This is a genomic window from Acetobacter sp. AAB5 (genome assembly GCF_050106715.1).
Lineage (GTDB): Bacteria > Pseudomonadota > Alphaproteobacteria > Acetobacterales > Acetobacteraceae > Acetobacter > Acetobacter oryzifermentans.
On the sequence record NZ_JBNIEW010000050.1, the window covers coordinates 1 to 1088 of the forward strand.

Here is a 1088-nt window from a genome sequence, read left to right on the forward strand (position 1 = left end):
GTGATGATGATAGCGCCAAAGCTGGATATTCATCCTGACACGCTGTCAAAATGGACCCGTCTGCATGAACGTGCCAATGCGCCTGCGGTGAGTGACCTGCCTGATCGAGAGAAGATCAGGCAACTGGAGCGAGAGAACCGCGAATTGCGGCAGGCCAATGAAATCCTGCGTAAGGCGTCGGCATATTTTGCCCAGGCGGAGCTCGACCGCATCTTCAAGCCATGACACGCTTCATTGAGGAGCACCGGCAGACATATGGTGTCGGGTCAATCTGCAGGGTTCTGTCGATTGCACCATCTGCCTATTATGCAACTGTTGCCAGACAGAAAAATCCGTGTGTGCGCAGCCAGAAAGACAAAGAACTGTGCGATGACATCCGTAGAGTGTGGAATAATAATTTCTGCGTCTATGGAGCGCGCAAGGTCTGGCATCAGCTCAGACGTGAAGGCGTGGATGTCGCCCGCTGCACGGTAGAGCGGCTGATGCGCCGGATGGGGCTGAAAGGCGTCATTCGTGGCAAGGGGGTCAGAACCACACGGCCTGATCCGCAACGTCCGTGTCCGCAGGATCTGGTGCAGCGCCAGTTTCATGCTCCTGCCCCCAACAGACTGTGGGTTTCGGATTTCACGTATGTTTCCACTTGGCAGGGCTTTGTTTATGTGGCCTTCATCATTGACGTCTTTGCACGGGTTATTGTGGGTTGGCGTGTCTCCTCAACGGCTCATACCGACTTCGTACTGGATGCCCTTGAGCAGGCTCTGTGCCAGAGGCAGCCTGAGGGAAAAGTGACCCACCATTCCGACCGCGGCTGTCAATATGTGTCCATTCGCTACACGCAAAGACTGGCTGAAGCGGGGCTCGTTGCTTCTGTCGGCAGTGTTGGGGATTCCTATGATAACGCCTTGGCAGAGACCATTAACGGACTTTACAAAACCGAACTCATCTATCGGCAGGGGCCATGGAAAAACAGGGAAGCTGTTGAACTGGCAACACTTAAATGGGTCGACTGGTTCAATAATCGGCGGCTCCTGTCCTCCATTGGAAACATCCCGCCAGCAGAAGCTGAGGCACGCTTTTATGCACAACAG

1 pseudogene and 1 other annotated feature are annotated in these 1088 nt (G+C 54.4%); the pseudogene reads left to right on the forward strand.

Annotation, left to right across the window (positions count from 1 at the left end):
• Positions 1 to 1088 (forward strand): annotated as a pseudogene (locus tag ACP7IZ_RS13735) (IS3 family transposase); the annotation flags it as partial.
• Positions 180 to 296: a sequence feature (AL1L pseudoknot), on the forward strand. It overlaps the preceding pseudogene by 117 nt.